The 21,063-nt window shown below is 36.8% G+C and carries 28 protein-coding genes; 11 read left to right on the top strand and 17 right to left on the bottom strand.

Annotated elements, in window-relative coordinates; translation table 11 throughout:
* Position 1: 1 nt before the first annotated feature.
* Complete coding sequence (locus tag C1631_RS07040) at positions 2–889, top strand: helix-turn-helix domain-containing protein (protein ID WP_109711340.1); 888 nt, start codon at positions 2–4, stop codon at positions 887–889.
* 155 nt (positions 890–1,044) lie between these two features.
* Here C1631_RS07040 and C1631_RS07035 read toward each other — a convergent pair whose 3' ends face one another.
* Together C1631_RS07035 and C1631_RS07025 are read right to left on the bottom strand one after the other, a co-directional pair.
* On the bottom strand, positions 1,045–2,151 hold the full coding sequence (locus C1631_RS07035) for a DNA topoisomerase IB (protein WP_103248533.1): 1,107 nt from the start codon (positions 2,149–2,151) through the stop codon (positions 1,045–1,047).
* A gap of 198 nt (positions 2,152–2,349) precedes the next feature.
* Complete coding sequence (locus tag C1631_RS07025; RefSeq protein ID WP_109711338.1) at positions 2,350–2,787, bottom strand: DUF6526 family protein; 438 nt, start codon at positions 2,785–2,787, stop codon at positions 2,350–2,352.
* Positions 2,788–3,463: 676 nt separating this feature from the next.
* On the opposite strand from C1631_RS07025, the gene C1631_RS07020 reads away from it, so the two are divergent.
* The 4 genes from C1631_RS07020 (at position 3,464) to C1631_RS07005 (ending at position 7,886) form a co-directional block, all read left to right on the top strand.
* Positions 3,464–5,233 (top strand): aminopeptidase P family protein, encoded by a 1,770-nt coding sequence (locus C1631_RS07020; RefSeq protein WP_103248530.1) that lies wholly within the window; start codon positions 3,464–3,466, stop codon positions 5,231–5,233.
* 432 nt (positions 5,234–5,665) lie between these two features.
* Positions 5,666–6,235 (top strand): Crp/Fnr family transcriptional regulator, encoded by a 570-nt coding sequence (locus C1631_RS07015; protein WP_103248534.1) that lies wholly within the window; start codon positions 5,666–5,668, stop codon positions 6,233–6,235.
* 53 nt (positions 6,236–6,288) lie between these two features.
* Positions 6,289–7,311, top strand: coding sequence for a saccharopine dehydrogenase family protein (locus C1631_RS07010; RefSeq protein ID WP_109711336.1), 1,023 nt, complete (start codon positions 6,289–6,291; stop codon positions 7,309–7,311).
* Positions 7,308–7,886: an NAD(P)H-dependent oxidoreductase gene (locus C1631_RS07005; protein WP_109711334.1), complete on the top strand. Its 579-nt coding sequence runs from the start codon at positions 7,308–7,310 to the stop codon at positions 7,884–7,886. The genes C1631_RS07010 and C1631_RS07005 overlap by 4 nt, the downstream gene beginning before the upstream one ends.
* 103 nt (positions 7,887–7,989) lie before the next feature.
* Here C1631_RS07005 and C1631_RS07000 read toward each other — a convergent pair whose 3' ends face one another.
* The 3 genes from C1631_RS07000 to C1631_RS06990 all read right to left on the bottom strand — a co-directional run bounded on the left by C1631_RS07000 (position 7,990) and on the right by C1631_RS06990 (position 10,492).
* A complete protein-coding gene (locus tag C1631_RS07000; RefSeq protein ID WP_103249028.1) occupies positions 7,990–8,712 on the bottom strand; it encodes a siderophore-interacting protein in 723 nt (240 codons plus the stop codon).
* 221 nt (positions 8,713–8,933) lie between these two features.
* Complete coding sequence (locus C1631_RS06995; protein ID WP_103249029.1) at positions 8,934–9,800, bottom strand: helix-turn-helix domain-containing protein; 867 nt, start codon at positions 9,798–9,800, stop codon at positions 8,934–8,936.
* 56 nt (positions 9,801–9,856) lie between these two features.
* Positions 9,857–10,492, bottom strand: a complete 636-nt coding sequence (locus C1631_RS06990) for a LysE family translocator (protein ID WP_103249030.1) — start codon at positions 10,490–10,492, stop codon at positions 9,857–9,859.
* Positions 10,493–10,699: 207 nt separating this feature from the next.
* On the opposite strand from C1631_RS06990, the gene C1631_RS06985 reads away from it, so the two are divergent.
* From C1631_RS06985 to C1631_RS06970, 4 genes are all read left to right on the top strand, one after another.
* Positions 10,700–11,416 (top strand): hypothetical protein, encoded by a 717-nt coding sequence (locus tag C1631_RS06985; RefSeq protein ID WP_109711332.1) that lies wholly within the window; start codon positions 10,700–10,702, stop codon positions 11,414–11,416.
* A 25-nt stretch (positions 11,417–11,441) separates the two neighbouring features.
* Positions 11,442–12,047: a hypothetical protein gene (locus C1631_RS06980; protein ID WP_103249032.1), complete on the top strand. Its 606-nt coding sequence runs from the start codon at positions 11,442–11,444 to the stop codon at positions 12,045–12,047.
* A gap of 152 nt (positions 12,048–12,199) precedes the next feature.
* The gene (locus C1631_RS06975; RefSeq protein WP_165828244.1) at positions 12,200–12,766 is read left to right on the top strand and encodes a sensor histidine kinase; all 567 of its coding nucleotides are present in this window, start codon (positions 12,200–12,202) and stop codon (positions 12,764–12,766) included.
* Between the two features lie 8 nt (positions 12,767–12,774).
* Positions 12,775–13,455, top strand: coding sequence for a response regulator transcription factor (locus tag C1631_RS06970; protein ID WP_103248575.1), 681 nt, complete (start codon positions 12,775–12,777; stop codon positions 13,453–13,455).
* Positions 13,456–13,522: 67 nt separating this feature from the next.
* Here C1631_RS06970 and C1631_RS06965 read toward each other — a convergent pair whose 3' ends face one another.
* From C1631_RS06965 to C1631_RS06915, 11 genes are all read right to left on the bottom strand, one after another.
* Positions 13,523–13,789 (bottom strand): RebB family R body protein, encoded by a 267-nt coding sequence (locus C1631_RS06965; RefSeq protein WP_103248574.1) that lies wholly within the window; start codon positions 13,787–13,789, stop codon positions 13,523–13,525.
* An 83-nt stretch (positions 13,790–13,872) separates the two neighbouring features.
* Entirely contained in the window at positions 13,873–14,154 is a 282-nt protein-coding gene (locus C1631_RS06960) for a RebB family R body protein (RefSeq protein WP_103248573.1), read from the bottom strand.
* An 84-nt stretch (positions 14,155–14,238) separates the two neighbouring features.
* On the bottom strand, positions 14,239–14,505 hold the full coding sequence (locus C1631_RS06955) for a RebB family R body protein (protein ID WP_109711328.1): 267 nt from the start codon (positions 14,503–14,505) through the stop codon (positions 14,239–14,241).
* Between the two features lie 79 nt (positions 14,506–14,584).
* Complete coding sequence (locus tag C1631_RS06950; protein ID WP_103248571.1) at positions 14,585–14,845, bottom strand: RebB family R body protein; 261 nt, start codon at positions 14,843–14,845, stop codon at positions 14,585–14,587.
* 73 nt (positions 14,846–14,918) lie between these two features.
* Complete coding sequence (locus tag C1631_RS06945; protein WP_103248570.1) at positions 14,919–15,179, bottom strand: RebB family R body protein; 261 nt, start codon at positions 15,177–15,179, stop codon at positions 14,919–14,921.
* A gap of 463 nt (positions 15,180–15,642) precedes the next feature.
* Positions 15,643–15,870: a RebB family R body protein gene (locus C1631_RS06940; RefSeq protein WP_109711326.1), complete on the bottom strand. Its 228-nt coding sequence runs from the start codon at positions 15,868–15,870 to the stop codon at positions 15,643–15,645.
* Between the two features lie 20 nt (positions 15,871–15,890).
* The gene (locus tag C1631_RS06935; protein ID WP_103248568.1) at positions 15,891–16,286 is read right to left on the bottom strand and encodes a hypothetical protein; all 396 of its coding nucleotides are present in this window, start codon (positions 16,284–16,286) and stop codon (positions 15,891–15,893) included.
* 42 nt (positions 16,287–16,328) lie between these two features.
* Entirely contained in the window at positions 16,329–17,156 is an 828-nt protein-coding gene (locus C1631_RS06930) for a hypothetical protein (protein WP_109711323.1), read from the bottom strand.
* Between the two features lie 3 nt (positions 17,157–17,159).
* Positions 17,160–17,342, bottom strand: a complete 183-nt coding sequence (locus C1631_RS06925) for a hypothetical protein (RefSeq protein WP_109711321.1) — start codon at positions 17,340–17,342, stop codon at positions 17,160–17,162.
* 38 nt (positions 17,343–17,380) lie between these two features.
* Complete coding sequence (locus tag C1631_RS06920; protein WP_103248564.1) at positions 17,381–17,896, bottom strand: hypothetical protein; 516 nt, start codon at positions 17,894–17,896, stop codon at positions 17,381–17,383.
* A 17-nt stretch (positions 17,897–17,913) separates the two neighbouring features.
* Entirely contained in the window at positions 17,914–18,129 is a 216-nt protein-coding gene (locus C1631_RS06915) for a RebB family R body protein (protein WP_047400697.1), read from the bottom strand.
* Between the two features lie 509 nt (positions 18,130–18,638).
* Between C1631_RS06915 and C1631_RS06910 the strand changes: the two genes are divergently transcribed.
* On the top strand, positions 18,639–19,112 hold the full coding sequence (locus tag C1631_RS06910) for a hypothetical protein (RefSeq protein ID WP_109711318.1): 474 nt from the start codon (positions 18,639–18,641) through the stop codon (positions 19,110–19,112).
* Between the two features lie 20 nt (positions 19,113–19,132).
* Positions 19,133–20,053, top strand: coding sequence for a hypothetical protein (locus C1631_RS06905; RefSeq protein ID WP_109711316.1), 921 nt, complete (start codon positions 19,133–19,135; stop codon positions 20,051–20,053).
* A gap of 83 nt (positions 20,054–20,136) precedes the next feature.
* Here the strand turns inward: C1631_RS06905 and C1631_RS06900 are convergent, their stop codons facing one another.
* Positions 20,137–21,036 carry a CPBP family intramembrane glutamic endopeptidase gene (locus tag C1631_RS06900; protein ID WP_109711314.1) on the bottom strand — a complete coding sequence of 300 codons (900 nt, stop codon included), beginning with the start codon at positions 21,034–21,036 and terminating at the stop codon, positions 20,137–20,139.
* Positions 21,037–21,063: the final 27 nt, after the last annotated feature.

The raw sequence follows: 21,063 nt of genomic DNA, 5'->3' as shown, positions 1-21,063 counted from the left end.
TATGGAAGTATTATCCAATTTTCAATATAAAAAACTTTTTCTCCCCAATATTACGGAGAAAACATTAGCCAATAATGCGGATATACAGCTTTATCGGATCGAGAATTATCTCAAAGGAATTCTGATGCCGGTGATTCCATACCGTACGACTTTTAATTTCATTATTTTCGTGACCAACGGACATATAAAACAATATCTGGAAAATAAAGAATATCACGCTGAAAAAGGAGGGGTTATCTTTATCAAGCAAGGCACGATAACCGCTACAGTAGAGCTATCTGATGATATTGAAGGTTTTTTCCTTGCTTACGAAAATAATATATTGTCTGAGCAGGAGCTGCCCAAGCACAAAAGCAGTATTTTCTTTATGACGCCTTTCCTGAATCTGGATAGCCTCACCTATGGAACGATTACCCAGCTTCTTCCGATCATGGAGCAGGAACTCTGGCTGAGTAATCTTAATATCAATGATGTCGTGGTAACAATGCTTCACCTGATCTTAATCAAAATGCTGAGCACAGATTCAGATACCCATCATAAATCTGCTACACGTCCCATGGAGCTGTCTCTGCAGTTCAGGGATCTTTTGTTTAAGTATCATGTCGGCGAGAAGCGGGTCGCTTTTTATGCTGATAAATTATCTGTTACCGAAAGTTATTTAAACAAATGTGTTAAAGGAGTAACGCAAAAGTCTCCCAAACAATGGATCAACGAGATTGATATCAATTACAGCAAAGCACTTCTTCATTCCAGTAAAGATATTGCAGAGATTGCTTATGAACTTAATTTCCATACCGCCTCACATTTTACTCAGCTTTTCAAAAAGATAGCAGGAATTACTCCGAAAGAATACAGAACACAGTTTTTGCAGAACAGGATTAATGGGTAGGCTAGAAGCTGGAGGCTGGGAGATGGAAGTACTTTACTCTATTCATTAAAGCTTAACCTTTTAAGTGAATAGGATTTTAAGGAATTAATTAAAAACGACATTCATAACAATAGTGTCTGATAATACTTCCAGCCCATGGCTTTCGACTTCAAAACTTACATTTTCTCGTTCTCCAAAATCTTAAGAACAAGTCTTTCTTCTTTTGTAAGATCGGCTTTTCCATCATTTTCTTCAATGATTTCCAGTTCGTCAAGATACTTTTTGATTGTGTTATTTTCGTAAAGGTTGATGACTAAAGGATGAACATAATATTTCCGGCATACAGCGGTGGTATTTCCGAGGTGCTCAGCAACAATATCCAGGGCTTCCTTCACTTTCTTTTTATACTCAGTGTTGTTTTCTGCATATCCGATTTCTTTAAAAGCAATCAATGCATTTACCGTTCCGGACCAGGTTCTGAAATCTTTAGCTGTAAAATCTTCACCGCTTATTTCTTTGATGTACTCATTCACCATCCCGGAATCTACAGAATGACGGTTTCCTTCATCATCAAGATATTGGAACAGTTCTTTTCCGGGAATATCCTTACATTTCTGAACCAATCTGGCGAGTCTTTTGCTTCTGAGATCGACATGATGCATTACCCCTTTCTTACCTTTAAAAGAAAAAGTAATCTTTTGGCCTTTTATTTCCACATGTTTGTCCTTAAGCGTTGTCAATCCAAACGATCCATATAGCTTTTCATACACGTTATTCCCTATGCGAATATTGGTTCTTTGCATAAGACTTACGATCAGGGCCAGTATTTTCCGTTTTTCAAAATTCCTTAAAGCGAGATCCTGTTCTATATGAAGCCGGATGTCAGGCAGAGCGTATCCAAACTGAAGCATCCGGTAAAATTTTGTATGATTTCGCAAGGCACTCCACAGAGAATGATAGCGATATTGCTTTCTTTTCTTTACATCAAAACCTGTGGCTTGAAGATGACCATTTTCCAGCGCACAAATCCAAACATTTTCCCATGCCGGAGGAAGCACCAGTTTGTTGATTCTGGTGATTTCATCTTTGTCTTTGATTTTTTTACCATCCTTATAATAAGAATATTTTTTTCCGGTTTTCTTACGGGTGATTCCGGTGGTTTCTGCATCGGTGGTATATACGAGATGTACCGCCTTTGCAGAAGCTTCCGGGCTCTTCATGATTTGAACAATCTTTGATGGCTTTAAATGAGAAATAATCTCTAAGTCTGTATTCTTCTCCATAAAACATGGTTAAGAGTTTTTACCCTTCGAAAAAATCAAGAAAAGAATGACTACTATTATACAGACTAAAATGATTCCCCACCACATTCCGGCCTTAAAGATTGTTCCTACTGCTTCACAACTTGTTAGTGTCAACAAACTTAATATTGTAATACTGTAAAAGCTCCATTTTTTCATAGTTCAATTTTTTGGTGTTTATTAAATTCTGCTTTGGTCAGCTCTCCAGTTTTTGATGGATCTTTTGATCTCATCTCCGGAAATATTTTCGTGAAGAGCCTTATAGAGAAGCTCTTTGAATTCATCGTCATAGGCAAAACGTAAAGCTGCAATCTGGTCAAATCTTAATTTTTCAACCATTTCATCCGACCTGAGGTTAAAAATTTCAAAATACCGTTGCCGGAATTCAAGAACAACCATACGGTTTTGAAGTCCCAAAGCATAATGCTGCCTTGTCATGAATGCCAGATAAAAAAGCAGGAAGATCACAATAGAAAACAAAATCCAGATAAGTTGATTCTGAGAATCATTCCCAATTTTATAGAGCCCAAAGATTTCCAATACAAATAATACAGGAAGGTATATAAAATGATGTGGTGGATAAAATTTTCTGTGATTTTTGTAGTTCTGCTGTTTCATAAGGTAGAATGTAGCAATAATCTTTCCAAAAAATTATAAAAGTAATAATGTGGTAGCTTTTTTTTCATGAAAAAGAGATTATTAATTAAATATGTTTGATATTTTAATGCTTTTAGAAGTTTGAATGATGTGATTTATAATTTGTGATAGTAAACCCTCTTTTTGCACAAACCGTAAACAATGTTGAATTTTAGATACCTCAGCCATACTACAAAATTTTCTATCAATTCCATTGCTAAAATATTTATTGCTGTCAGCATTATGCAACTTATGGAAAATGATAAGCGTGACATGCTTCGGTTAATATTTATCCTGATGATCATTGGGCTGTTATTCTACTCACCAACCTTACCGGAGTTGAAACCTCTTCGATAGCAGATAACATCGCGAAATATTATTTTAAAAATTAAATTTTAGCTTGTTATACAATGTCAAAGTCTTTGATTTTTAAAATTGTATGTATTCATTTATAGGAATGAAGCTTTTAACTTAAAAAAATAAGTATTGAGAAAACTTTCGTGATGCAATAATTAATAAAATGAGGTCACCTATTCAATTATCCATATTGTAACTGATGATTACCTAAAAAATAACAGTTTGTCAAGGAAATTAGACTGTCTATTTAGCCTTTTAGCTTCAAAATTTTCGTAACTTTCGGTGTTTAAAAAAGAAAAGAATGACTTCAAAGGAAAAAGTTGCTGCGCTTCGTGAAGAAATGCAGAAAAATAATGTTGATGCATTTATAGTATATTCTGCTGATCCGCATATGAGTGAGTATCTTCCTGAAGAATGGCAGGAGAGATCCTGGTTGTCAGGATTTTTAGGCTCTGCCGGATTTGTGGTAGTTACTAAAGATAAGGCCGGTCTTTGGACAGACGGAAGATACTTTACCCAGGCAGCTATCGAATTGGATGGTTCGGGAATCGACCTTTTCAAAGACGGGATAGAAGGTACCCCTAATTATATCGACTGGATTATTTCAGAAATTCCAAACGGAGGTAAAGTGGCAGTGAATGCTTTAGCAGCATCAAATGCCAACTGGGAACTCCTTTCTCAAAAATTGAATTCAAAAAATATTACACTGGTCGATCTTCCGCTTTTAAAGCAAGTCTGGACAGAAAGAGGAACCCCGTCTGCGAATCCGATCTTTGTACAGCCAGTTGAAAGAGCCGGTAAATCAGTGGCTGATAAAATCTCTGCGATCCGTCAGAAAATGGAAGAACAGGAAGCTACAGTTCATATCATCTCCAGTCTGGATGATGTTGCATGGACAGTGAACCTGAGAGGAAGTGATGTACAGAGTAATCCTGTATTCCTAGGGTATGTTGTCATCACAAAAAATGATGCAGTGCTCTTCACAGGCCTTGAAAAAATGGAAGTAGAAGCCAGAAAACAAATGGATGAGGCCTTCGTGAAAATGATGCCTTACGAAGAATTCTACAACTACCTGAAAGGGTTCAGAAATGAAAAAGTCTTGGTTTCTCCAAATACCAACCAACAGGTTTTTGAAACGCTAAAAGCAGATAATCAATTTATCAAAGCACCGGTTCCGGGCAACCTTATGAAGGCTCAGAAAAACGAAACTGAGTTGGAAGGTTTCAGAAAAGTAATGGTGAGAGATGGTGTTGCCATGGTGAAATTCTTATACTGGTTGACTCACAATGCAGGAAAAGAAGCAATGAACGAATATTCTATCGGTGAAAAACTGAGAGGATTCCGTGCTGAAGGAGAAAACTTTGTAGGAGAAAGCTTTGGTTCTATTGTGGGATATAAAGATAATGGTGCCATTATGCACTATTCTGCAAAGAAAGAGGGAAGTAAAGAAGTGACTAATGCAGAAACCATTTTGGTAGATTCAGGAGGTCAATACCTTGAAGGAACAACCGATATTACAAGAACCTTTGCCTTAGGAACAGCTTCTGATGAGTTTAAAAGGAACTCAACATTAGTACTACAGGGACTGATCCGTTTATCAATGGTAAAGTTCCCGAAAGGAACCAAAGGAGTACACCTTGATGCCATCGCAAGACTTCCGCTGTGGATGGAAGGGAAAGACTTTAACCACGGAACAGGACATGGAGTAGGAAGTTTCATGAATGTTCACGAGGGTCCACAAAATATCAGAAAAGACCTGAATGCTCAGGATCTTCTTCCGGGAATGGTTTGTTCCAATGAACCGGGGTATTACCTTGAAGGTCAATATGGAATTCGTCACGAAAACCTGATTGCCGTAAAAGAAGCAGAAAAAACAATTCATGGAACATTCTATGAATTCGAAACTTTAACATTCTGCCCGTTCTTCAAAGATACCGTTGTAAAAGACATTCTTTCAGAATCAGAAATTGCGTGGCTAAATGCTTACCACAAAACGTGTGAAGAAAAAATAGGTCCATATCTGGAAGGAGAAGTGAAAGAATGGTTCTTAGAATTGGTAAGCCCATTATAAAAACGGAATAATTTCAATGAAAAACATTGAAAATTAGTTGATAAACAAAATAATTGTTAGATAAGTTAAAGTCCTGTGAGTATTTCTTACAGGGCTTTTTTTATCATACAACCGTATTTTTACGGATAAAGTTTTAGGGATTCCCCTGAGAGGAAAAATAAAGAGGCGGTCTATCTTTGTCCCATCAAAAAACATCATTCATATCTTCATATATAACTTAGTAAATTCAAAACGGTAGTAAGATCATCTCGTCCTGAGATGGTCTTTTTTTTGTGAAAACGAAAAAACTGAGGAATGCTGAGATGGTAAAGAAGGAAATTATAATTTTTAGAATGTTATCAACTCTTACACTCTCTCTTATTCTCTAACTTAAAAATGTCCTGTTTTTTATTTATTTTCGCAGAAAACAATCAGGAAGCATTACCCATTAAAATGACGGCAAAGGAGTATTTTCAAAGTTTCAATTTATTTTCAGAAAATGAAATACATGCATTTTTACAACTTTTTGAAGTGAGGGAAGTCGGTAAAAATGAATATTTTGTACGGGAAGGAGAAAGGTGTAAGGAAGTAGCATTTATAAAATCAGGTATTTTCCGTTCTTTCTATATGGCTGATGACGGAAAAGATATGACGTATTGTTTCAGGTTTCCCAATACGATGATGGCAGCCTATTCTTCCTTTATTTCCGATTGTCTTAGCAAAGAAAGCATGCAGGCTATTACCGACGCAGAACTGATGGTTTTGAAAAAAGAAGCAGTAGATGACCTGGTGCATGAAAATATTAACTGGATCAAATTTTTAAAAATCATTGCCGAACAGGAATATCTTGAGCTTGAAAACAGATTTTTCCAGCTTCAAAGAGATACTGCTGCTCAACGATATGAAACCCTTCTTAGAAATCATCCGGATTATATCCAAAATATTTCTCTTCAGTATCTGGCTTCTTATCTTGGCATTACCCAAAGGCATTTGAGCCGGATCAGAAAGGAAATTTCTTTTTAGACATTTGTCCTGCATATCGAACCCGGAGCTCTATAATTTTGTCAAAAAAACATATGGAGCAAAATATTCTGATTATAGGAGGAAACGGTTTAGTAGGTAAAACAATAGCGCGTATTCTGCAATCACGCAATCCTCAATTCAATATTTTTATTGGAGGTCGGAAAGGCGGCAAAACCAATAAAGATTTGAAAATTGATGTTACTGATCCCGGTACTTTCACAACAATTTCTGATCATAAAATTAACCTGCTTATTCTTTCAGTTAATGATAAATCAGATCAAATCCTTCAGTTTGCGATAAAGCATCATATTGATTACCTCGATATTACGAAACCGACACCTGATCTTGTAAAAGCTTATGATATTACAAAACGCAATGAGATCAACAGCAGGATTGTATTCAGCTCAGGATGGATGGGAGGAATTGTTCCCGGACTGGTCAATGCCATTTCAGATAATTCTGATGCGGAAGAGGTAAAACTTTTTGTGTACTATTCAGTAAAGGATAAGGCAGGAGAAAGTTCAGCTCATTTTATGGCCGAAAATGTAGCCGTTCCCTTTCATCGTTATCAAAATGACCAACCTGTTTCTATCCGACATTTTTTAGATACCGAATCTTATGATTTTTCTTTTGGAATTGGAAAAAGAAGTGCCTATAACTTTGATGTTCCGGATCTTTACATTTTCAACAAAGTAGAAAGAGTTCCGGATGTGAGTGTAAAAATGACTTATAATTCAAAATTTATAACATGGTTGCTTGGTAGCTTTCAATACCTGAGGATTTTTAATATTTTATCTTTAAAAGAAAGGAAAATGATTTTTGGTTCTAGCGGAAACGGAGATCAGTCGGTTTTTGAAATTGTTGTAAAAGATCAGGAAGGCTATAAAAAGCTGAGTTTGCAGAGTACTAAAGGGCAAGCTGAGTTAACAGCCTTATCAGCCGTATTGCATACAGAAGAACTCATCAGGAATCCTCATAGAAATAAAGTGTACTTCAGTCACCAGTTGCACGAATCTCTGGCGTTATTGACCCAGTTGAATTCTTATGAGACCATCAATATAAAAATTACACAATGAAAAAAATAGCCATCATCAACGGACATCCGCATAAGGATTCTTTCAACTTCGGAGTGGCAGCTGCTTACAAAGACGGAGCTGAGAAATCAGGAGCAGAGATAAAAGAAATCATTATCCGGGATTTGAATTTTAATCCTAATCTGCAGTTTGGCTACCAAAAAAGAATGGAACTGGAACCTGACCTGATTAAGGCCTGGGAAATCATACAATGGGCAGATCATCTGGTTTGGATACATCCTGTCTGGTGGGGAGGTTTGCCTGCTATTACAAAAGGGTTTATAGATCGGCTTTTTTTACCCGGGATGGCTTATAAATACAGAGAAAATTCTGTATGGTGGGATAAGCTTCTGAAAGGAAAAACAGGTCATATTATCACCACTTTAGATCAACCCGGTTGGTATTATCGTCTTTTTTTTGGAAGACCCAGTGTGAATCAGCTTAAAAGATCAACTCTGGAATATTGTGGGGTAAAGCCAGTGAAAGTAACTTATGTGGGAATCATCAGAAACTCAAAAGATGAACAGCGATTCCAGTGGTTGAAGAAAGTGAAGGAATTGGGACGAAAACAAAAATAAAATGTAATATCTTTCAATTTTAGGGGGCAGAGCTGGAAGTACTATTTTATTATTCATTGGAAAAATATAACTTCCAGCTTCTCGCTTCCGACTTCCCATGGTTCTATAACCCTTTCTTTCCCTCTATCCAGTACGCTTGTGATCTGATACATTTTGGTGAAACACCTTTAGCTTTAAGGAACTTCCTGATCAATGACATCCTTTCTCCGTTTCCTGTGAGATAAAAAACGACATCATCCTGGTAAATGGTTTCTTTTTCTTCTCTCAGAAAGTCCGTAAGGGCTTCTATCATTTTCATTGTACTGTTTTTAGGACTGTGATAACCATATAAATTCAGTTTTTCCAGTGCCGAACACTCTTCCAGTTCGTGAAGGCAAACAAACAGAGCGTTATATTCTTCCGCTGCTTCTTTGATAGAGAGAGAACTTCCCAATGAGGTCTCATCACCTATGGAAAAATGAATTTTTGAACCGGATTCAAAAAAACGTTTTCCTCTGGGCATTAAAATTTTGATAGAATCACCCATTGATAATCGGGTTACAAAATGACTTCCCACAGCAGTATCATCATGTACATGGAAGACTACTTCGAAAGTTCCTGCTTCTTTGTCAAAATTGAAAGGTGAGTAATTGCGAAAATCTCTCTCGTTGATCCTTATCCCTATGGCATAAGCCGGTTCAAACTGAACATCCTGTAAATCCGTTTCAAAACGGATTTTACGAAGATCCGGTGTAATGTGTTCTATATGAGTAACTGTACATTCTTTAAATTTTGAGGACCAAACATTTTCTACAGTGTCATTGATCCATTTTGGTAGGCTTGGCATAAATAATTTTTATTGCAAAGGAAGCTTCAAAATTAAAATATTGCCATAGCGGTTTCAGGGAATTGATTGGATATTTCGTGGATTAGTGTTGAGATGGAAATCTAAAGAGAAGCATTTTGAGTTGAAAGAACGAATCCCGGTTTGCTATTTCAATAGTTATTCAAAAAGACAAACGTACAGGATCATTGCTATTATCTCCCAGCCTCAAACTTCCTGCTTCATTATCTGTTTTGATTTTCATTCCTGAATTCTGAAGGCGACTGATCTTCCAGTTTTGCAAATAAACGGCTAAAATAAGTATGATCACTATACCCCAATTCGTAAGCAATTTCTTTTACCGTCAGATGTGTAAATGCCAGTAAACGTTTGGCTTCAATTAAAATTTCGTGATGAATCCAATACTGTGCTGGCTTGCCGGTTACTTCGCGAACAACTTCTGTAAGATAACCTCTTGAAATATTAAGCTGCTCCGCATATTCTGATGGACTTTTCAGGGTTTTATAATTTTTCCTTACCCTAATTCTGAAAGCTCTTGTTAGTTGTACAGAACGATTGTCTCCGGCAGTTTGGGAAATATTTTCCCGGGAGTACATCACCGCAAACATTCCGAGAAAGGCGTGAAGTAGTGATTGTACCACCAAGAATCCTTCTTTAGAGGTAAGCATCTCATCGGTATAGGAAGCATGAAGTATCGCCGCAGCAGAGTTGATCTTTGCAACCCAACCTTTGTCAATAGTTAAAGGTTGTATCCTTTCGAGAGATTCTTCAAAAACAGAACGTACAGCATCCGGAACCAGATCTGCTTTTACCGCAACAAACCATCCGTTTACTTCCTTCATCAGAAGCCCCTGGTGTACCTGACCCGGTAAAACACAAAAAATAGCATGATCCTGTGCTTCAATAATGTTGAAATCTACCATCATTTTGACATGGCCACTTTCCATACAGGTGAAAATATAATGACTGTCACGGTGTATACCTTTATCTATGAGAATTTCTTCCGCATTTTGAGTACGCAGATCCATTCTTTTCACGTGAAAACGATGTCCGGAAGTATCTTTTAAATCGTAGGTAGGAATTGTCTTCATTTTTTAAACCAATTTCACAAAGCTACAATATATCTTAACAGGAATATAGGACTCTGTTATTTTGCTTTTGAAAAAGCCATTTTCACCGCCAGGTAGGTGAGTACACTTGCCATAAACCATTTCTGTACCCTGATCCAGACCGGATTGTTGGAAAAAAATACAGCGACTTTAGCTGCGGTAAGAACAATGATAAAATTAACACTGAAGCTTAGCAAAACCTGTACAACACCAAGTTCCAAACTCTGTGTGAATATCGAACCATATCCGGGTTTAATGAATTGAGGGAAAAATGATAAGTAAAATACAGCTACTTTAGGATTAAGGACATTCGTTAAAAAACCAACAGTAAATAATTTCTTAGGACTATCATGAGCACTGGTATGATCAACTTCAAAAATATTTTTGCTCTTGGGTTTGATCGCCTGATAAGCCAGATATAAAAGGTAAACGGTTCCCAGTGTTTTCAGAATGGTATAGGCAAAAGGAACGGCAAGTAATACTGCGGTAAGACCAAAAGATACCATGATAATATGAAACATAAAGCCACAGATAATGCCTGTTAAAGAAATAAATCCCGATTTTTTCCCTTGCGTAATTGATTTTGAAATTAGATAAATCATGTTAGGCCCCGGGCTAATTGCCAGAATAAGGGCTGCCAGCATAAAAAACGGAAGGTCATGAAATGGAATCATAGGTCAGTATATTGTAAATAAGATTATTTTCCGGGACAAAGGTACGCGCTACTCCCGATATGATTTTATAAAAAAACAAAAGAATATTAATTTTTATTCAATTAAATTTTATTTTCCACTTAAAAGTGATTTAAAAATAAATATAAGTGTATTTTTTTTGTAAATTTCAACACATAAAATAATTATCATTCACAAATAGCTATTATCATGACTACCGAAAACATCTTTGAAGCCATTAGAAAATGGAAAAATCTTATTGATTCTTATAAAAACGGAAATGATAAGAATAGAGGGGAAATTTTGAATTATTTAAATCAGGGAACGCACTTCAGTGTTTCAGGCGAAGATATTGAGCAGTGGAGGCAAAATCTTGGAACTGACGAAAACAAAAAAATTCATGCCTATGTAGGTATTCATGAAGAGAAACTGAAGTTTTTTCTGATTGATTCTAAATGTGATAAAGATGCCAATTTTAATTATATTCTTACTAAGAAATTATCGCTTGAGTTTACAGAAGCAAAGATTGAAAGCAGTAATGAAAGGGAAGGAGAAGTAACCCCTCCTCCTATTACTTCTGAATCAGCTATTAACCGGAATTTCAGATGGAATATGTTTGGTAGTGCATGGTTGCAGGCTATGGAAACTGAAGACTTCTTTCAATTGATTTCTATCCCGTTTTCAGATTATGAGAGAATGGGAATTACAGGTGGTGAGAGCTGTGTCTGTTTCTTCGGGCTTACAGATAATCTGGAAAGAAAGGGAGGTGATTTTCCTTACCATATCGAAATAATTACAGTAAAAAGTCTGGCAATTAATCATATGAGTGAAACAGCAGAAAACTATTCTACACCACGACCTCCATTTACTTTTGATAGTCTCAATGATTATCAACTTTTGAAGCAAAGCACCGGTGTTTTCGTATAATAATTTATCATTGTATTTGCAGATTATGATTAACCTTGTCTTAGTGGTAGGGGTAATTGCTCTGATAAAAGAAGGAATAAAAGCAAAATTTCCAGTAATAGTTCTCCTCTCCGGAGAACTGATGTTGGAATTTACTGATCTGATTGACAGGTTGATGAAATTAAACACACTCAATACCTATAATTATGCATTGAGTCAGTTTTTTGGTCTGGTAATCCTTACAGTGGTGTATAACAATTATTACATTCAGCTTTCCCGGGAGATCAGGGGTATTGTATATTGCTATGCAGGATTAGTGCTGGTCTGCAATATGTTATATGTACAAGACGGAACTTTCGTTACCTTTTACTCTAATATCATAAGCTGCATTGTTATTTGTACGTATGCAGCTTCTTATTTCATGAAAATCATAAGAGAAGGAAGAGCTGAAAGAGATTTGTTCATCGTTAATATTTTTGTTTTTTTATTCTTTTCCGTTGAGTGTCTGATATCCACTGTATTTAATTTTTTAATCAGTAACCATCTCAATTGGGTAGCGCCCATCTGGCTTTTTAGAGGCGTATTGTTATTGTCTTTTTATATTGCTTTTATTAATATGGGATGTGGCGTTGGGAAAATCAGGACCAGATAGTTGTATGGATATGGATCGGTATTGGACTATTTTTTTTAACAACATTATTAATCACAATATTGGTCATTAATTATTTAAAAAGTATAAAGAAAAATAAGAAAAAGGTTTCAGAATTAGTCCGCGATACACAAAACAAATGCCTGGAGGATATTTTGTTTATACAAGAACAGGACAGAGGAAGACTGGCAGAAGAGCTGCACGACAATATCATTTCACAGTTGAATCTCATCCGCCTGAATCTCAATGATAAAAAACCGGAAGAGTTGAATCATGATTTAAAAAAATCTATGCAGCTGATCCGTGAATTGTCTCATAATCTTACTCCTCCTGATCTTAATGAGGTTGATCTGACAGATTTAATTGCAGATTATCTTGAGCAGATCAATAAAAATATAGAGGTTATTTTCCGGCATTTCACCATAGAAATACCACTCAGTGAGCCGGTTAAACTGAATCTTTTCAGGATTGTACAGGAATTGGTTAGCAATATTCTGAAACATGCTGAGGCTACCAGAGTTGATGTATCCCTTAGAATATCTCTCAATTATCTGATGCTAACCGTAGAAGATAATGGGCGGGGGTTTATCTCCGGAAATCATTCCGGAGGAATAGGAATGAGAAACATTCAGTCGAGAGCACAAAAAATTAAAGCCATTTATAAACTTAAAACACAACCTGAAAAAGGGACAAAATTTATAGCCTGTATGGCAATACAATAAAAATAAACATGGAACATTCGAAAATTAAAATTGGTATTGTAGATGATGACCTGCTGTTTGTACAGCTTTTGAAAAACTATATTGAGAATCATGGCGGGTATCAGGTTGTCCTGACTGCAACAGGAGGGCATCAATTTCTCACAGAGCAGGATTATGGCGTACTAGATATTTTGATTCTGGATCTGAGGATGACAAATGGTGATGGCCTTGAGGTCATGTCCGTTTTATCTCAAAAAGAAACGGAAATAAAAATTATTGTTCTTTCCAGTTTTTATCGACGTTCTTTCATGGGACAAATGCTGAAAATGGGAGCGCATGCTTTTTTGCCCAAAGAAATTGAACTTGAAGAATTGTTGGCTGTCATCCATACTGTTTATCATACCGGGCATTATTTTTCCAATGAACAGATTGATGTTATGAGAAGTCAGCTTTCCAATAAACTTCCGGAATTTCATGCTTTTTCTAAAAATGACCTCACCGATAGAGAAATTGATGTTTTACGTTTGGTTTGTCAGCAACTCAGTACCAGGGAAATTGCAGATGCTCTGTTTATATCACCTAAAACTGTTGAGACCCATAAAACCAATCTGATGATCAAAACAGGTGTGAAAAATATGGCAGGATTGGTGATCTATGCCGTACAAAATAATATCATTGATGCCAATGAAATTGTATTGTTTGATAAATAAATATAAAGAATCAGGGAGTACATTGATGTACTCCCTGATCACAAGAAATCTAAAAAACACAATATAATTAAGGATTTAATACTTTTGCAATAGAAACCGCATCGGCTATGGTATCCAGGCTGTAGATCTGAAGAACCCCTTGTGTAGTGGCTGCCTGACCTAAAATGTTTTGTTGGTTCTGCGCATTCACTGCATTTTCAAACATAATTCCTGTAGAATGTGCTGCAGATTGATATACGTTACTTAAAGCCATTGCCGGAGATTCTCCTACTACTTTTACGTTCGATTGAGTAACTGCATCCGTTATCTGTTCGTTTACTGTTGTTGCTGCCATAATGATTATTTTTTATTTAAGTTAAAAACAACCGGATTTTCCGGTTGTTGAGATACGGGTATTTTACCGTTGACAAGATTGAATTATGGATTAAGGATTTTAGCCATGGAAACAGCATCGGCTATGGTATCCAGACTGTAGATTTGTGAGATACCTTGTGTAGTCGCTGCCTGAGTAACTACGTTTTGCTGATTTTGAGAGTTCACTGCATTTTCAAACATAATTCCTGTAGAATGTGCTGCTGTTTGATACACGTTGCTTAACGCTACCGCAGGAGATTCTGCTACTACTTTTACGTTTGATTGTGTTACTGCATCTGTGATTTGCTCGTTTACTGTTGCTGCTGCTTTGTCGGTTAGTGGCATAATAATTATTTTTTATTGAGGTTTAAAAACAACCGGATTTTCCGGTTGTTGGGATAATGGTAATGTGATGTTCGTAAAATAGAATTACGGATTAAGAATTTTAGCGATAGAAACTGCATCTGCAATAGTATCCAGGCTATAGATTTGAGACACTCCCTGCGTAGTGGCAGCTTGGGTCAGAATATTTTGCTGGTTTTGTGCATTCACTGCATTTTCAAACATGATTCCTGTAGAATGTGCTGCGGATTGATACACGTTGCTTAGAGCCATTGCAGGAGATTCTCCTACTACTTTTACGTTCGATTGAGTAACTGCGTCTGTAATTTGTTCGTTTACTGTTGTTGCTGCCATAATGATTATTGTTTATTAAGTTTGATTAACCGGGTATTCCGGTTGATAAAATAGTTATTCTGCGGTCTGCAAAAATGAATTAAGGAGTAAGGATTTTAGCAATAGAAATTGCATCGGCGATGGTATCCTTGCTATAGATTTGAGTTACCCCCTGTGTTGTCGCTGCCTGAGTAAGGATATTATGCTGATTTTGAGCATTGATTGCATTTTCAAACATAATTCCTGTAGAATGTGCAGCAGTTTGATACACGTTACTTAAAGCCATTGCAGGAGATTCTGCGACAACTTTTACATTCGACTGCGTTACTGCGTCTGTGATTTGTCCGTTTACTGGTGGCATAATGATTATTGTTTATGGGTTAAATACAACCGGATCTTCCGGCTGGGATTATCCTTTAAAAAAAGTTTAAAAATTACGGCTTAAGGATTTTCGCCATAGAAACTGCATCTGCTACGGTATCCAGGCTATAGATCTGCAGAATTCCCTGAGTTGTGGCTGCCTGGCCTAAAATGTTTTGTTGATTTTGCGTATTTACTGCATTTTCAAACATGATTCCTGTAGAATGCGCTGCCGATTGATACACGTTGCTTAAAGCCATTGCAGGAGATTCTGCTACTACTTTTACGTTCGATTGTGTTACTGCGTCTGTGATTTGTTCGTTGACTGTTGCCATAGTTGTAATTGTTTTTGATGAGATTTAATCTCGGTTAATAAATTATTGAGGTAAACTAGTTTTCTATTCTATTTTTAAACTCACTACAGATCCTGCAGATGAATAGATTTCAAAAGCATTGGTATAGACTTGTAATTGATGATTAGACCGGAAGGGTGATTCTTAATACAATGGTTAAAACCACCATCTGTAAAATCTGAGCGAGTTTAAAGCATATTTTTAGTAAAATGGATGCGGTTATTATTTTTAATATCTGTCTTAAAAATGCATTTCTGCTGTAGATATGCTGGCAGTGAGAGATTCCTTTGGGGCGGAAAACGGATTCTTAATGATTGCTTTTGTACACTGACAGCCTTTAAAACCGATGTTAAAGATAAATGTTGACCTGATTGTATATGTAGAGGGCACCGGTTGTATCTTTACAGAGAAAATAAACCGCATCCATGGTTTTTAGAGGCAGGGATTACAACCGCCCTTTTTTAAGAACGTCCAATTCTCTGTATTTCAATTTTCCGGAACTCATTTTTTTGACTCCCATCACATAATTGGTTATTCCCATCATGGAATCTCTTTGTTGATTTAATGCGGAATTGATTTGCATTAATCCCGTAGAATGTGCACTTACCTGGGTGGAAATTGTATGGGGTACAGCGGTAGACATTCCCATGATGATGGTATTAATTTCATTCATAATATAGTAGCTTTTGATGTTTATATGCGGATATTGCCCAGCCTTGTATTCAGCTTGTTCATTCGTTCCATAATTTTTATCTCTTTCTCTTTTACCTTTGCATTGGAAGCTTCCTGAAGTTGTTTCAGTTGTTCTTCGTAGTTCATTACAGAGGAAGCGGGAGGAGGCGGTATTGAATCCGGAACCTGGGCTGTTTCTTGCTGTTTAACGGCTTCTTCCAGTTTCTCCAGTAGAGGAGCCAGAGATTTCATCGTTTCTTTTATTGCTTTTTCTTTGATGTAATTAATGATTTCATCTTCATGCCTCAAAACAAAAGGCATCACTTCCTCTTCAATGATTGGGGGAGGATTCTGTTCCTCAGTTATGGGGATAACAGGTTGTTGAACAGGAGCTTTTTTAGGAATTCTTCTGCGCATAAATATTGTTTTTTGTGATGTTTAAAAATAAATAGCCAATGATTACAATAAATATCCGATAAATGCAGAAGCAGCCCTCCAGTCCGGATTAAGACCTCTGATTACGTTATATCCTACAACTTCTAAAGCTACAGATGCGCAAATGGCATTGGCTGAAAGCATCTCTTTTAATTGATTGGGAGGAAGTGTCAGAATGTAATCATCGGAAATCACTATAGGTTTATTATTGTTTATGGAGTGCTCATTCACTACAATACTCAGAATTTCCTGAAAATAATGGGCAATCAGTTTGGATGCCTGAAATTCCAGTTCTCTCTTTAATTCCACCATCTCAGCCTGACTGATAAGATCAGCCACGTCAGAAACATCCACATCATGTACAGAATATAGGGCTTCACCGGTATTAGATGGAGTGATGGTAATGTCCGTTTTTAGGATACATTTTGATCTTTCGAGATTGATCGTTAGTGGTTTTGAATCATTCTCCGGCACTGCAATATCGCTTAAAGTAGTAAGAGGTAAGATTCTTACATTACAATAAAAGGCTTTGGGATCATCCAGTTTGATCATGATGACAACTATTCCGGTTGATTTATCTTTAGGCTCTATCACAAAGGATTGAAAATGATTGAACCTTTTACTTCCTCTGATGCAGTTGACAAGTCTTACAGTGGGTTGTATATTAATATCCGATGTTTGAAGATTAAATACAATACGTTCTGCATTGTTGTCAGTTTTTCTGGTATCTGCGCTTTTGGTGTCCAGATAAGGTGTATCAATAGCTCTGGTCAGATAAAGCCGTTCATTTAAATCGTTTAAACTCTGTAAATTTAGAATTTTGGCGGGTTTTGTTACTGTAGAATAATTCATCTCTTATTTATTTTTAAGTTTGTCAATGAGTTGTGTTATTATTGTTTTCTTTTTAGGTGTAACTTCAGATTCTACTGATGGGATTACTGCTTCTTTAATTTCCGGTTTTATGAGTGGCTGTGTTAGTTTTATTGACTTCAATACTAATTCTCCCCCATGATCAGCCGTGATAAAGCTTTTTTTCATATTTTCTTTCTCTGATGAGGTTTCCTGGTAAACCCAATCTACCTGTTTTTTTTTCCGGGATCTTCAGCTTCAGAAGAAACATCTGTAAATGGGGGAGATGTTGATGTCTCTTTTGGAATTAGAGGAGTGTTGGCGTTATATATGGTATTGGAAATCTTAGCTTTTACCTCTGCATAATCACTAACCATTTTAAACAGGTCTTTCATCATTTCGTTACTCTGACCTGTCCCTTCTGCCTGTATAAATTCAGCGTTGTGTGTTTCAATACCTTTAGCGCCTGGAGCAGGACCTACAGGTGATCCATAAGTCAATAAATTGTTGGCCAATCTGCTCAGAGCAATAAGCCCCACCTGTTCAAATCCTTTTAAGAAAGATTGTAAATCCTGAACCATCATTCCTGTAGATTGTTCAATCATTACTTTGGCTACTCCGGTCATGGGCGAGGCCTTGGGAGGCGCCAATACCTCACTGTTCACAAATACGACAGCTTTTTCTGCCGGAGTGGTGGCATCAGCAGCCTGAGGTTGTTGGGTTTCACTGTTGTGTTCATTCATGATCGTAAGGTTTTAGATTATCCTTTTAAAATTTTAATGGCATCAGCAACAATCGCAGGGTTGAGTTGATTCAAGTTCTGCTGATTTGTCACCGAATTCTGAATGGAAATTCCACTGGCATGGGTAGCCATCTGGTAGAGCATACTCATGGCCTGTGCGGGTGATTCACCAAGCACAGTAACATTGGTCTGCGTTACTGCATCTGTAGTCTGGTTGTTTACTGTATCTGCCATATGTTGGGTTTAAATAGTTAGTATTGTTTTTACTGCCAAACATCTTTTTGCAAAGATTTCCTTTTAACTCAACACTTTTTCTTTTTGGTTGAATCTTAAGTATAAGATCGTTGACCTCTTTTGTCTGATACAAATTTCATCAATCAAAATAAATCTTCATTAAGGGAAAAGACTGAATTTTAAAAAATAAGGGAATTCTCTCATGAGTGAAATTTTAAATAAAAAGAATTGGAGAGATGATAGATGGGAGGGCTTAGAGAAGAAAAAGTCTTTAGTGAAAAGACAGATTGTTCATAATATCATTACTACTGTTTAATAAATATGCAAAAACATTATTTGCTCATAAGGGTAAACTCTTACTTTTTGAAAATGGGGTTTTCCCCTCTGACGGATCAGGATCTTTACACAGAAATTTGTGAGAACAATATTTTATAGAGCCTTTGGTACCATGTTTCTGAACTTATAGAATAGATGTGAAATTAATAATTCAATGCTAAACTTATTATATTATGGAAAAAAGATACATACAACTTTTACTTTCCGTTGCAGGAGCTGGAGGTGCCTGGATGGGAAGGAATGAATATCAGCAATATAAGGCTTTGCTGGAACCCGAAAAAGTAGACCCGGACAGTCGGCTTGGGGCGATGATTGCAACAAAAGATTTTACCAGAGATCAGGTTGGATATGGAGTATACCCTTCTATCAGATTGATCCATCTGCTATTTGGAAATGTAGGAGAACAGAAAATAGGAGAGGTATTCAACAGACCTGATGTTCAGAAAGCACTGAGAAAGATCAGAACGCATGAGTCTCATAAATTTGTGGGCAGCATAGAAGAAAGCTATTGGAAAGGGGAGAGAAAAAAAGGAGAAAATATTTTTGATGAGCTGATGATTTTATTTGGAGCTAATGTCAACGCAGATACACGTGCCTGTATACAGGAATGGGCTGCTACCATACGAGAACGTAATCCTCTTAGTTAATACAAATTTAAAATAATGATATGTTAAAAAAAGTAATACAAGACCCGGAGCCGGAGGACCTTATCTGGCTGCATCCCAAAGCCATTTCTTTATCTTTTAAAGAGGTTTTAAAAAAAGTAAACGGAGATGACAACCCTTCTTACATGATACCCTCAAAGTCTGATTTACAAATTGTAGAGTTAGGTGATCTGGGCTTCAGCGGGATTACTGTAAAAAATGAATTAAGTTTGTTTGAACGTTACTTTGGATATAAGAGAACAAATTTAGGGCCGGTATATTTTTTCCCATATTATGGTGGTGTTCCAGCCGATGATTTTTCAAATGTGGGAAGATTGGGAAATATTCCTTTGTGTCCCAATTTAGCTGAACCACAATATGTGATCACTGGAGAAATGCAGGGCTGTGCTATTATTATAACAAAAGAAGCCGGAGCAAGCACATTTACAGCATGGCATTTTCAAAGCCCTGGGTCTGGTAATAACAGGGATAAACTGCGTGAGTTTTTAAAACTTCATCGAAATGAAATCTACAGTTATCTTTGTTTTAGTGATTATCGTGGGCCATATAATGGTAAAGAATATGATATAACAGAAATAGAGGGTTTTAATTACCTGTTTTTCAATAGAAAAAACAACCAGAATGAAGGAGGCTGGGCTGCAGGAACCTGGGAACTTCGGTGTATTCCTTTAAAGAGAATTCCAAAATATCCTTTTGTTAAAGGCTGGGGTGGTTTTTTCGTTGATTTTTCTTCAAAAGGAAGATTTATCAGACCCATAGATTTTAATCATCCTATACCTTTACCAGATAATTTGATTGGAAATGAGACTATTGAATGGATGGTAAACCATATAACTTACGATGCCTCAATGAATACAGGAAATATACTGGAGGCTCCACCTATAAAAGAATTAATACCCTTTTTTCAATCATCAACTATTTGATAATAAAAATAATAAAGAAAAATTTTTAAAAATATTGAATAAAAAAACAGCGCTCTGGGAGCGCTGTTTTTTTATAGGGATGCTCAAATAGTAACAGGCGAATCAGAATCTTCAATTTTCTGTTCCGGTAGCTCATTTCTTTTCCTCCAGAAGAAATACGCAACTAGTACAGTTGCGATTGGGAGCGCAATCCCGAACTCATCAATATAATAATTGGTATTTCCTGTATCTGTGGTAAGCGGCGTAAAAATAGACTGGATAAACAGATTATGGCTGGCATGCAAAAATACCCCTGTCCATAGACTCCCGGATTTTAAGCGTAACCACGTGAAAATAAAACAACACGCAAATATCATTACGGTAAAACAGGTCAAGGCAAGCCATTTGGGACCTCCTGTATTGTAGTTGGAAAATAACAGAAGAGGATAATGGTACAGTGACCAAATGACTCCCATCCATAATGAGGTGGCAGTGTAGGAATTGATCCTTGCCAATTGCGGTGTAAGAAAACCCCGCCATCCGATTTCTTCCCCCAAAGCAGACCCTACAGATCTTACCATACCGAAGCTGCTCATTAAAATAATGTATAACACAATGGTTGCTCCGTCAGACAATTCCCATCCCATTCCTTTGCCTATCTCCGCAACAAATTCATGATTATAAAAACCACCGGCTCCACTGATCCAGATGACCAGATAAGGAACAAGAGAATAGAGGAGTGGAATGCAGTAGGCCAGTATCTGGTATTTTGTAAGTCCCCATTTCCAACCCAACGAGGATATCGGGATTTTCCTTATGCGACAAGTAAGAAGAGCTGCAATAGCCGGGCACCACATCACAATAGTAGCGTAAGATATGATTCCGCCCCCAAGCTTTCCGGTGTGGATACACATATAGTATACAGGGAGGCAGAGGAGTAGGGTAAGGGTCAGGTAAGTTGCTGCATTTTTCCTGATTTCCGGTTTAGAAATTGTATTTTTCATAAATTGATTTGAGTAATTGGTGATTGG

It is taken from the genome of Chryseobacterium phosphatilyticum, assembly GCF_002899825.2.
In the GTDB taxonomy this organism is placed as follows: Bacteria; Bacteroidota; Bacteroidia; order Flavobacteriales; family Weeksellaceae; genus Chryseobacterium; species Chryseobacterium phosphatilyticum.
The sequence above is the reverse complement of the archived record's forward strand: the minus strand, read 5'-3'. Positions and strand labels throughout refer to the sequence as shown.

What these genes read in the sequence shown, in the direction of transcription:
- C1631_RS07040 (WP_109711340.1), top strand. Translation starts at nt 2, where the DNA reads ATGGAAGTATTATCCAATTTTCAATATAAAAAACTTTTTCTCCCCAAT.
- C1631_RS07035 (WP_103248533.1), bottom strand. Translation starts at nt 2,151, where the DNA reads ATGGAGAAGAATACAGACTTAGAGATTATTTCTCATTTAAAGCCATCA.
- C1631_RS07025 (WP_109711338.1), bottom strand. Translation starts at nt 2,787, where the DNA reads ATGAAACAGCAGAACTACAAAAATCACAGAAAATTTTATCCACCACAT.
- C1631_RS07020 (WP_103248530.1), top strand. Translation starts at nt 3,464, where the DNA reads ATGACTTCAAAGGAAAAAGTTGCTGCGCTTCGTGAAGAAATGCAGAAA.
- C1631_RS07015 (WP_103248534.1), top strand. Translation starts at nt 5,666, where the DNA reads ATGACGGCAAAGGAGTATTTTCAAAGTTTCAATTTATTTTCAGAAAAT.
- C1631_RS07010 (WP_109711336.1), top strand. Translation starts at nt 6,289, where the DNA reads ATGGAGCAAAATATTCTGATTATAGGAGGAAACGGTTTAGTAGGTAAA.
- C1631_RS07005 (WP_109711334.1), top strand. Translation starts at nt 7,308, where the DNA reads ATGAAAAAAATAGCCATCATCAACGGACATCCGCATAAGGATTCTTTC.
- C1631_RS07000 (WP_103249028.1), bottom strand. Translation starts at nt 8,712, where the DNA reads ATGCCAAGCCTACCAAAATGGATCAATGACACTGTAGAAAATGTTTGG.
- C1631_RS06995 (WP_103249029.1), bottom strand. Translation starts at nt 9,800, where the DNA reads ATGAAGACAATTCCTACCTACGATTTAAAAGATACTTCCGGACATCGT.
- C1631_RS06990 (WP_103249030.1), bottom strand. Translation starts at nt 10,492, where the DNA reads ATGATTCCATTTCATGACCTTCCGTTTTTTATGCTGGCAGCCCTTATT.
- C1631_RS06985 (WP_109711332.1), top strand. Translation starts at nt 10,700, where the DNA reads ATGACTACCGAAAACATCTTTGAAGCCATTAGAAAATGGAAAAATCTT.
- C1631_RS06980 (WP_103249032.1), top strand. Translation starts at nt 11,442, where the DNA reads ATGATTAACCTTGTCTTAGTGGTAGGGGTAATTGCTCTGATAAAAGAA.
- C1631_RS06970 (WP_103248575.1), top strand. Translation starts at nt 12,775, where the DNA reads ATGGAACATTCGAAAATTAAAATTGGTATTGTAGATGATGACCTGCTG.
- C1631_RS06965 (WP_103248574.1), bottom strand. Translation starts at nt 13,789, where the DNA reads ATGGCAGCAACAACAGTAAACGAACAGATAACGGATGCAGTTACTCAA.
- C1631_RS06960 (WP_103248573.1), bottom strand. Translation starts at nt 14,154, where the DNA reads ATGCCACTAACCGACAAAGCAGCAGCAACAGTAAACGAGCAAATCACA.
- C1631_RS06955 (WP_109711328.1), bottom strand. Translation starts at nt 14,505, where the DNA reads ATGGCAGCAACAACAGTAAACGAACAAATTACAGACGCAGTTACTCAA.
- C1631_RS06950 (WP_103248571.1), bottom strand. Translation starts at nt 14,845, where the DNA reads ATGCCACCAGTAAACGGACAAATCACAGACGCAGTAACGCAGTCGAAT.
- C1631_RS06945 (WP_103248570.1), bottom strand. Translation starts at nt 15,179, where the DNA reads ATGGCAACAGTCAACGAACAAATCACAGACGCAGTAACACAATCGAAC.
- C1631_RS06940 (WP_109711326.1), bottom strand. Translation starts at nt 15,870, where the DNA reads ATGAATGAAATTAATACCATCATCATGGGAATGTCTACCGCTGTACCC.
- C1631_RS06935 (WP_103248568.1), bottom strand. Translation starts at nt 16,286, where the DNA reads ATGCGCAGAAGAATTCCTAAAAAAGCTCCTGTTCAACAACCTGTTATC.
- C1631_RS06930 (WP_109711323.1), bottom strand. Translation starts at nt 17,156, where the DNA reads ATGAATTATTCTACAGTAACAAAACCCGCCAAAATTCTAAATTTACAG.
- C1631_RS06925 (WP_109711321.1), bottom strand. Translation starts at nt 17,342, where the DNA reads ATGAAAAAAAGCTTTATCACGGCTGATCATGGGGGAGAATTAGTATTG.
- C1631_RS06920 (WP_103248564.1), bottom strand. Translation starts at nt 17,896, where the DNA reads ATGAATGAACACAACAGTGAAACCCAACAACCTCAGGCTGCTGATGCC.
- C1631_RS06915 (WP_047400697.1), bottom strand. Translation starts at nt 18,129, where the DNA reads ATGGCAGATACAGTAAACAACCAGACTACAGATGCAGTAACGCAGACC.
- C1631_RS06910 (WP_109711318.1), top strand. Translation starts at nt 18,639, where the DNA reads ATGGAAAAAAGATACATACAACTTTTACTTTCCGTTGCAGGAGCTGGA.
- C1631_RS06905 (WP_109711316.1), top strand. Translation starts at nt 19,133, where the DNA reads ATGTTAAAAAAAGTAATACAAGACCCGGAGCCGGAGGACCTTATCTGG.
- C1631_RS06900 (WP_109711314.1), bottom strand. Translation starts at nt 21,036, where the DNA reads ATGAAAAATACAATTTCTAAACCGGAAATCAGGAAAAATGCAGCAACT.